This is a genomic window from Vibrio sp. V39_P1S14PM300, assembly GCF_009904765.1.
Lineage (GTDB): Bacteria > Pseudomonadota > Gammaproteobacteria > Enterobacterales > Vibrionaceae > Vibrio > Vibrio proteolyticus.
In genome coordinates this window covers 1-8,882 of sequence record NZ_WXWP01000163.1, presented here as the reverse complement: position 1 = coordinate 8,882, position 8,882 = coordinate 1, and the positions used below count along the sequence as shown (strand labels likewise).

At 50.0% G+C, this 8,882-nt stretch carries 10 protein-coding genes; 6 read left to right on the top strand and 4 right to left on the bottom strand.

Annotated elements, in window-relative coordinates; genetic code table 11:
* The first annotated feature begins 71 nt into the window (after window positions 1-71).
* The gene (locus tag CAG65_RS08135; RefSeq protein WP_021706215.1) at window positions 72-371 is read left to right on the top strand and encodes an isoamylase early set domain-containing protein; all 300 of its coding nucleotides are present in this window, start codon (window positions 72-74) and stop codon (window positions 369-371) included.
* 190 nt (window positions 372-561) lie between these two features.
* Window positions 562-1,869, top strand: coding sequence for a peptidoglycan DD-metalloendopeptidase family protein (locus tag CAG65_RS08130; protein ID WP_443098385.1), 1,308 nt, complete (start codon window positions 562-564; stop codon window positions 1,867-1,869).
* Between the two features lie 35 nt (window positions 1,870-1,904).
* Here CAG65_RS08130 and CAG65_RS08125 read toward each other — a convergent pair whose 3' ends face one another.
* On the bottom strand, window positions 1,905-2,786 hold the full coding sequence (locus tag CAG65_RS08125; protein ID WP_021706213.1) for a LysR family transcriptional regulator: 882 nt from the start codon (window positions 2,784-2,786) through the stop codon (window positions 1,905-1,907).
* A gap of 91 nt (window positions 2,787-2,877) precedes the next feature.
* Here CAG65_RS08125 and CAG65_RS08120 point away from each other — a divergent pair, with 91 nt between their 5' ends.
* From CAG65_RS08120 to CAG65_RS22380, 3 genes are all read left to right on the top strand, one after another.
* Window positions 2,878-4,080 (top strand): multidrug effflux MFS transporter, encoded by a 1,203-nt coding sequence (locus CAG65_RS08120; protein ID WP_040902867.1) that lies wholly within the window; start codon window positions 2,878-2,880, stop codon window positions 4,078-4,080.
* A 50-nt stretch (window positions 4,081-4,130) separates the two neighbouring features.
* Entirely contained in the window at window positions 4,131-4,484 is a 354-nt protein-coding gene (locus CAG65_RS08115) for a hypothetical protein (RefSeq protein WP_021706211.1), read from the top strand.
* Window positions 4,485-4,564: 80 nt separating this feature from the next.
* Window positions 4,565-4,699: a hypothetical protein gene (locus CAG65_RS22380; RefSeq protein WP_021706210.1), complete on the top strand. Its 135-nt coding sequence runs from the start codon at window positions 4,565-4,567 to the stop codon at window positions 4,697-4,699.
* Window positions 4,700-4,781: 82 nt separating this feature from the next.
* Here CAG65_RS22380 and CAG65_RS08110 read toward each other — a convergent pair whose 3' ends face one another.
* Window positions 4,782-5,387 (bottom strand): glutaredoxin domain-containing protein, encoded by a 606-nt coding sequence (locus CAG65_RS08110; RefSeq protein WP_021706209.1) that lies wholly within the window; start codon window positions 5,385-5,387, stop codon window positions 4,782-4,784.
* A 41-nt stretch (window positions 5,388-5,428) separates the two neighbouring features.
* A complete protein-coding gene (locus CAG65_RS08105; protein WP_161453295.1) occupies window positions 5,429-6,334 on the bottom strand; it encodes a DMT family transporter in 906 nt (301 codons plus the stop codon).
* Window positions 6,335-6,578: 244 nt separating this feature from the next.
* On the opposite strand from CAG65_RS08105, the gene CAG65_RS08100 reads away from it, so the two are divergent.
* Complete coding sequence (locus CAG65_RS08100; protein ID WP_161453294.1) at window positions 6,579-7,574, top strand: succinylglutamate desuccinylase/aspartoacylase family protein; 996 nt, start codon at window positions 6,579-6,581, stop codon at window positions 7,572-7,574.
* Between the two features lie 276 nt (window positions 7,575-7,850).
* On the opposite strand, the gene CAG65_RS08095 is transcribed toward CAG65_RS08100, so the two are convergent.
* On the bottom strand, window positions 7,851-8,843 hold the full coding sequence (locus CAG65_RS08095) for a porin (RefSeq protein WP_161453293.1): 993 nt from the start codon (window positions 8,841-8,843) through the stop codon (window positions 7,851-7,853).
* Between the last annotated feature and the right edge of the window lie 39 nt (window positions 8,844-8,882).

Genomic DNA, 8,882 nt, shown 5'->3' with positions numbered 1-8,882 from the left:
CTTCTACAGCAATGCTGATATTTAACAAGGTATGAGAACGTCGTGACACCTGAAACAAAACGGAGTTTGAGATGATTAATAAGCGATTTTTTAAAACCAAAGACGAAGTGGAAGTGACTTTTGAGTTACCTCAAGAACTGGCCGGAGATTCGGTGGCGCTGGTTGCCGACTTTTTGCAGTGGCAGCCGATCGAAATGACGCGCGTGGCAAAATCCAAATGTTACAAATACAAAACCCGTCTGCCAAAAGACGGTGAGTTTGAATTTCGCTACTTGATCGATAACGAACGTTGGGTCAACGATCCTCATGCTGACAATTATAAGCCAAATGGTTTCGGTGAAGATAATTCCACTGTGGTGACGTACGCATGATTGACCACTTTTTTGCCGTGAGCTGGTCAAATGATAAATTTGGCCGAAGTGAACGCTTACTTGGAAAAGTCTGGTAAATATAAAAGGCGCAATTGCGCCTTTTTTGATCTTACTTTTACAATCCAAACCTAGAAATTTTTTTTCAAAACCGTAGTCTAATCACTTCGTTTACACTCTATTGAGGCTTATTGTGCGTCCGAAGTCTGTAGCTGCGCGTATTTCAGCGTGGTCAAAACAAAAAAAGATCCTAGCTGCGTGCCTTCCTATCGTAGCGATCGCGATCTTCTCTTCTTCGCGAGACAGCTCGCTCCAGGGCACTGTTGAGCTCTCGTTGCCGGAATCTCAGGTGATTGACACCATTCTGGCTGAAAATCAGGCGGCTCATGACATCCCTGATTATGAATACCAAATTTCGAAAGGTGACAACCTGAGCTCGATATTCAGCACGTTAGGATTCTCCTATCAGGAGCTGATGAGAGTCATGGAAACCGATTTAAACTATCTGGTGCTCGATACGCTCAAACCAGGTAATACATTACGCTTCTGGAAAACAGAAACCGGCGATCTGAAAAAAATGGAACTGGTGTTCAATATTGCTGAACATGCGGTTTATACGCGTCTGGATGATGGTTCGTTTGGGTATCGTGACGTTAAGATCCCGGGCACCTGGAAACAAGTCCCGGTGGTGGGAGAAATTCATGGCAGTTTGTCCGCATCGGTTAACAAACTTGGCCTCAACAGCGCTGAAATCAGTCAAATCGTGACTTTGCTGAAAGACAAGATCAACTTCAAGCGTGACCTGCGGGCTGGTGATCGCTTTGAAGTGGTGCAGTCACGTCAGTATGTCGGCGATGAAATGACGGGGAACAGCGAAATTGAGGCGGTCAGAATTTATAATCGCAATCGGGTCATTTCAATTTATTTGCACAGCGATGGTCAGTACTACGATCAGGATGGTAATAGTCTGCAGCGCGCGTTTCAGCGTCATCCGTTTAAAGGCAATTACCGTATGAGCTCCAAGTTCGATCCAAATCGTCACCACCCTGTCACTGGTCGGGTTGCCCCGCATAATGGTACGGATTGGGCTACGCCAAGTGGTACGCCGATTGTGGCAACAGGCGACGGTGTGGTGGTCATGACTCGCAATCACCCGTACGCAGGCAAATATGTTGTGTTGCAGCATGGCGGCGCATACAAGACCCGGTATCTGCATCTGAGCAAGATTCTGGTGAAAAAAGGCCAGCGAATCAGTCGTGGTCAGCGCATTGGCTTGTCTGGCGCCACCGGCCGCGTAACCGGACCGCACATTCATTATGAGTTCATTATACGTGGTCGTCCGGTGAACCCTGTGACAGCAAAAATTCCGATGGCCAGTTCAGTGCCGAAAGCGGAAATGGCTCAGTTTAAGGCCAACCGTGACAAGCTCAACGCCATGCTAAAAACACAAGAAGCCAAGCTAGCGAACGTGGAACCGAAAACCGAGCCAGTGGAAAGCTAACATCGCTTCTCCCCCGGTGTGTCTGGGGGAGAGCCTTATCCGGCCTGAGACAAGCGCATTTTCAAGTAATTGAGAAACAATTTCGTGCGGGTGTGCTCGTAATCCAGCTTCGGGTAATAGGCGTAGACGGTGGAATCGTTGGTCGTCACGTCGGGCAAAATGCGCACCAGAGCGCCCGATCGTACATCTTCTTTGATCATTACATCATTGCTGATCAGAATCCCCATACCGTTTTTGGCGGCGTAAAACAGCGCTTCGGGGTTAGTGGTGGCGAAGTTACCACTGAGAACCGTCCGCTTGCCTTTCGAAAACTTAAACTCCCGCTGGGGGCGTTCACCCCAAATCAGAACCTTATGTTGTTTGAGCTCCTCAATCGTGGTCGGCACACCGTACTCGGTAATGTAACTGGGGGAGGCGTAAAAACCGATCCGCTGTTCAAACAGTGGCGTGGCTTTGTAACTCAGCGAATTGAATTGCTCCAGTTCACGACTGATAAACAGATCCAGACTCATCTCCGGTATCTGGCCCGGCGCGGTGGTCGTCAGCTGAATCCGGATATCCGGATATTGCTTGAGGAAGTCGTCCAGATATTGAACCAGAAACTTTGAGCCGACCGCGATGGTGGCCCCGATTTTCAGCAGGCCCGCCGGACTTTGACTGACTGAACGGGTTTCATCGATGATGGACTGCAAACGGTCTATCGAATCTTTAGCGCGTTCATAAAACAGCGCACCGGCTTCGGTTTGCGTGACTGAGCGTGTGGTGCGTTTTAGCAGTTGCACACCAACCCGTTCTTCCAGCCAGTGAATCCGTTTACTGATGGCTGAGCTGGTGGTGTTGAGCCGGCGGGCTGCGCCGTTAAAACTGCCTTCTTCGACAACTTTTATAAAGCTGTCGATGCCTTGAATCCAATCCATATTCCCACCTTACACTCATTCCTAAAAGGACTTAATTTATTTCCATTTTAATAGATTATCACTTAAGAGTTGGTAATTTAGAATGGCTGATATGAAGAAAAATGATGCAGACCGTTTCAAAAAAACACCGATGCTGCTGGCGATGATGATCATCGCCACCGGGCAGGTAGGTGTGAGTATTTACTTGCCTTCACTGCCAGTGATCAGCGAGCAGTTGGCGGTGGGACAAGCTCAGGTACAAATGTTGGTCACTCTGTTCCTGCTTGGGTTTGGGTTGTCACAACTGTTTTATGGCCCGATGTCCGATGCCATTGGACGTCGCCCGGTATTCCTGCTCGGTCAAGGCGTGTATCTTGTTGGCACAGTATTGTGCCTCAGCGGAGCGGACAGCTTTACGGCGCTGGAAGCGGGACGTTTGTTACAGGGACTCGGCGCCGGCAGTGCGTCGGTACTTGGCCGCAGCGTGCTGCGCGATAGTTATGATGGCGTGCACCTGACCAAAGCTTTGTCTTACATCTCCGTGACGGCATCGATTATGCCGATCATTTCGCCGGTATTCGGTGGCTGGATCGCGTTCCACTTTGGCTGGCAGGCGGTGTTTGTGTTTGTGCTTTTGTATTTGAGTGCGATCTTTATTCTCGGCTGGCGAATATTGCCGGAGACTTTGCCTTATGCCAAACGGCGCTTTCGGTTAAGCGATGTCGTTGTGACCTATTGGCAACTGATCCGCAACCCTCAAGTGATCAGCAGCGCCAGTTTCAACTGGGTGAGTTACCTTGGCAGCCTGGTGTCTCTGTCGGTACTGCCGTTTCTTATGCAGCATCAGTTGGGGTTGAGTGTTGCTGAGTACGGTTCGATCATGATCATTCCGTCTGCCGGGTTGCTGATTGGCAGTGTCTCGCTCAATGTGCTCAACCGTTTTATGTCCCGAAGCCGTTTGATGCTGCTCGCCATCGCGATCATTGTTTTTTCCGGACTGTGGCTGCTCAATACGCCGACGACTATTTTTAACCTGACCTGGGCGTTTACCTGTCTGACCATTGCACAGGGGATGTCGTTCCCGTTGTCGCTGAGCATGTTGCTCGAGCCGCACAAACGACAGGCTGGCGCCGTGTCTGCGCTGTCTGGTTCTGTACAGATGTGTATAGCCGGGCTGTTTGGCGGGTATCTGGTGGAGCACTGGGTGACCAATCAGGATGCGCTGGGCGGATTTTACCTGCTAGTGGCGCTTAGCATGATTACAGTGCTCGCGTTGCGCCAGTTTCGTCGTCTGGGCGGGCGAGAGTTCGCTTGAAACCCGAAAGGGGGTTGATACAATGCGCGAAACTTTTAGAGGATACCTCCATGCAACAGAAAGAATTTGAAGCTCTGGTGAAAGCCGCATGCGAACAACAAACCCTGCCACGGGCGCTGGAGCTACTGAAAACGAGTGACGACAGTGACGTGGCCGAAGCGGCATTGTCTTTGAGCGGCCAGTTTGCTTTGGCGGACATCGACGGTGAAAAGCGCATTTATCACGTCACGACGCAAGCAAATGATGATGGCGAAGAAGAAGAGTTTGTTGAACACGTCATGAATGAGGGTGATGACGTGATTGCATTCGTTGCCTGGTTCTTTGATGCGATGTTTGAAGTAAAGCGTAAAGATACGTATCAAGCAGCAGGGAAGACCTATCGTCAACCAAAACGTGACAAATAAAAATGTGATCTGGCGCTTGTTTTTTCTGTGATCCCGATTACAATTCTTGGCGGTATTTCCAGTGCATGATCGGAGACAAGATGAGTTACGAACTGGGTTCAGCCTATCTGGGACAGATGGTGGCAAAACAAGCGATGCATGAAGCGTTTTACGGTAAGCCAAAAGCGAAAAAACCATCATTCTTTAAAAAAATGATGAAAAAGATGGCGAAGTAATAGACGCCAGCAAATGGACTTTCCCAAAAAGCCCCGGCAGTGATGCCGGGGCTTTTTACTGGTTTGCTGTCAGACACTCCGTTCAGGCGTCAAGATTGACCACGTTGTCCGGGACGTACTTTAAACCCCGCTCATCCAGCCAGGCTTCCAGATTGTCACAACCACCAACGTATTGGCCGTCAAGCCAGATCTGTGGCACCGTTACGGGCGTTTTTTCGCCGATGATGGCTTTGACTTCGGGAATCATTCGATATAGCGCTGCGCTTTCTTTTACCACGTCATGGTAGCGGTATTCGATACCTGCATTGTCCAGCAGCTGTTTGGCTTTGACGCAATAAGGGCATGTTGCTTTACCATAAACAATGTTGCCTTTTAACTTGTCTCGTTTGGTCCACGATTGAATCACCGACTGCACCAACACACCGCGATTGAGCGCTTCCCCCTGACTGACCACTTTACCTTCGACAACCAGAATCGGCGCATGCCATGCCCCCAGTTTCAGCGGTTCCCACCAGTGTGACAGCCAGTCTTTGACTTCCAGCTCTACGGGTACATCAGCCAGTTCATGCTCAAACGTATCATTGAGAATGTCTTTGGTCAGAGTGCACTCGCCACAGGGAATATTGACTTTAAATGGGCCCCAGCTTCCCGCCCAGCGGTAAAGGGTGATCTTAATTGGCTTAGCCATAGGTGTTCTCTCTCACATTGCGCTTATCCCATTAGAACCGTCTAAGACTGAATTTCTTTCAGCATACGACGGGATTTTTTCGCTTCCCATTGGGTGATAAACGCGACAGAGCCGATAATAAAAGCGGCCCCGAGCCACAAACGACCAGGCGGAACCCAACTAAAGACCAGCCAACCTGCCAGTACGTTCAGCGGCAACTTCGCGTTATCAAATGGTTGAACAAATGAAGCGTCGGCCACCGCATACGCTTTAACGATAGCCCACTGAGCCAGCGCTGTCATAACCCCAGTGCCAATCAATACCAGCCATAATGTCGCGTTTTGAGGTGTCTGCCATTCCGGAATGGCGAGGAAAATATTAAACGGAGTGATCAGGATCAGCAGATAAACCACCATGGTAGATGGAGAGTCGTAACTGGAGAGTTTTTTCACCATCAGCGAATAACAGGCCCAGAAGAACGCCGCGCCGACCGGTAATAGTGCAGCCCAGCTGAAATCATCAGACCAGGGTTCCAAAATGATCATGGCGCCGACAAATCCGGTCAGGGTAGCAATCCAGCGTGCCGGACCAACATTCTCTTTCAGAAACAATCCCGAACCGAGGGTGGCGAATAACGGAGAGGTCATCAGCAGCGCAATTCCCTGCCAGATTGGCACTGGGTAAGCCAAGGCCCACAACCACAACTGAATGCCGATAACGGCCAGAAAGACTCGAAATACATGAGCCGGAAAGTGGTTCGTTCGCAGTGAGTGGCGAATCCCCAAGGTTCGCAGATACGGCAGAATCACAATCAGGGCAACGGCATACTGAATAACAGCGACGGTTGTCGACGTCAGGCCATAGTGAATACTGGCGATTTGAGTCAGGCTATTGACGATGGCGAAAGCGAGGCCGGCGGTCAGCATCCAACTGGCCCCCTGGACTGGATGATGATGTCTGGTGATCATGAAATTAAAGCTATCAGTAAAAAATTCGTTAAATCATATACCCAAGTGAATGCAATAAGCGAGCGTCTGCATAGATTATCTGCTGCTATTTCAATAGGACGCCGCGTTGAAGCAGGCAATTGCGTGATGTCGGTGAGGATTATGACTCATATGGGTGGCACATCTGCCCGGGCTTTTTTATCTTGATTGGCGGGTGTGGCCTTGCCGCAGTGATGGTCGGTTTGGATTTCAGGGAGACGTAGCGATGCCAACCGAATATATGGATGACGTGGTTCAGGGAAAAAAAGTGATCCAACGCCTGGATGTGGAAGACTTACCACCGGGTGAGCACAGCTTTTGGTTTCAGGCCGGGACTCAGGCGCTTGGGCAGCCTCAGCATGTGCCAGTCAGAGTTATCAAAGGACAAAACGCGGGTCACCGGGTGGTGATCACAGCAGGCGTACACGGTGATGAAATGAACGGGATTCTCTCCGCCCAGGCGCTGGCTCGTGCGCTGCATCAGCAACCGCTGTGTGGGACGGTTGTGGTGTTGCCGCTGATGAATCTGCCCGGTGTGCTCAGTCACAGTCGTGATTTTACCAGCTCAGATCCGGAAATACCCAGCGCGAACCTTAACCGTGGCTTTCCCGGAAATCCGGACGGCGATGCGGCGCAGCGATACCTGCATGCTATCTGGACGCATTTACTGCAGCCGAATGCAGATATGGCCATTGATCTGCATACTCAGACACGCGGTACGGTTTATCCTTTGTATGTGTTTGCTGATTGTCGCGTCGAATCCGCAGCGACCCTGGCTCGATTGATGAATCCGGACATGATTTTAGATGATCCCGGGGAAGAGGGAGTGCTGGAGACGGTATGGAACAATCACGGTGTTCCCTGCATTACGGTGGAAGTCGGTATGGGTAAAGTAACCCAGCCGGATTTGATTGATCGAGCAGTGGCCGGTGTGATGAATACTCTGCGTCATTACGGCGTGTGTGAGGGGCAGGTCGTGCGCACGCAAGATACGATGAAAGCGCAACAGGTCATTTCGGTACGCGCGAGCTGTGGTGGTTTTGTTCTGCCACAGGTCAATTTACTAGACCGCATCAATAAAGATGATCTACTGGCGATCCAGTACGATGCGTTTGGCGACGAAGTGCATCGCTATCTGGCTCCGGATTCCGGGGTGGTGGTCAGTTATTGCAATGATGCGCTGCGTGAGCCCGGGGCGTTACTGGTGCGTTTGGTCAAATAAAAAAAACGCCTCCCGAAAGGGAGGCGGAAAGAACATGAAACTCTTTATAGTCTCTGCCGGGACTATAAAAATGAAGCACAAACGCTGCCGAGCATTTGTACTTACTGTATTGCAGTTCGCGTGCCACTTTTTAAGTGATTGATTTATAATAACTTGAAGTTTTGAATATATCCGATTTGCCTTCTTCTGGTGAAACTTGAACTTATCTGGTGCAATCAAAAAGGCCGAGCAGATGCCCGGCCTGAGTTTTCACGAGTATTTACGGACAGGTAAATATCAGAAGTCGTAACGTAGGCCCAGACGTACAGAATCGTTAACGTCGTAACCAGTGTCTTTATCGTCCAGGTTGTTCAGTTTATACGCAACGTAACCACGGATAGACTTGTTGAAGTCGTAACGTGCAGTCAGCTCGAAGAAGTCAGCAGTATCGACGCTGTCATTTTTCGCTGCGTCTTCTTCTTGTTTCACGTAAGCCGCAATCAGACGGAATTGTTTGGTAAATTTGTAGTGGCCCGCGAATTCGAGACCTTCAAATTCGGTATCCGCGTCGTCATCCAGATCACCCATGGTGTAAGTGGTTGCCAGGTACAGTGCGTCCATCTCGTAGTTGATACCAGCAATGATTTGGTTTGCCGAGCCAGCACCCTGACCATTGTCATTGGCCGCGTAGCCCAGACCAAAACCCAGACCCATAGGCAGAGTGTAAATAGCAGAAATACCGTAGCCATCTGTGTCTTTTTCTTCGCCAGCAATGAAGCTTGCTTTAATCGACAATGCGTCGGTGTTGTAGCCGTATGCAAACGTGTTGTTGATCTGCTCGTTACCGGCATTGATAAAGGCTTTCTGATCGCCTGTGTAAGTACCGATATCTGACATGTCGGAGATTTGAACGCCTGCGGTGTCCTGACGACCAGCGGAGACTGAGCCGAAGTCGCCTTTCAGGCCCGCGAAAGCGTAACGTTGTTTGAATTCAGTGTTCGCGTCTTTGTCGCCAGAGGACAAAACAGATTGCTCTGCTTCGTACTTACCGAAACCAGACAAAGAATCGCTGATCTGAGTCGAACCCACGACGTTTACACGCACGCGGCTTTTGTTTTTCATTGTGCCTTCGATGTCTTTGCCGTCTTCAGCACCATTGAAGTCACCACGGAATTCTGCGCGGCCGCCGATTTTCAGTTCCGTGCCGTCATTGCTGTAAACTGTTGCTGCCAGAGAAGAACCAGATACCAATGCTGTCAGGATCGCAGTAGAAATTGCTGCTTTTTTCATTTTATTTACCTTATTAGTCGTACTTGAGCTTCATTGCCC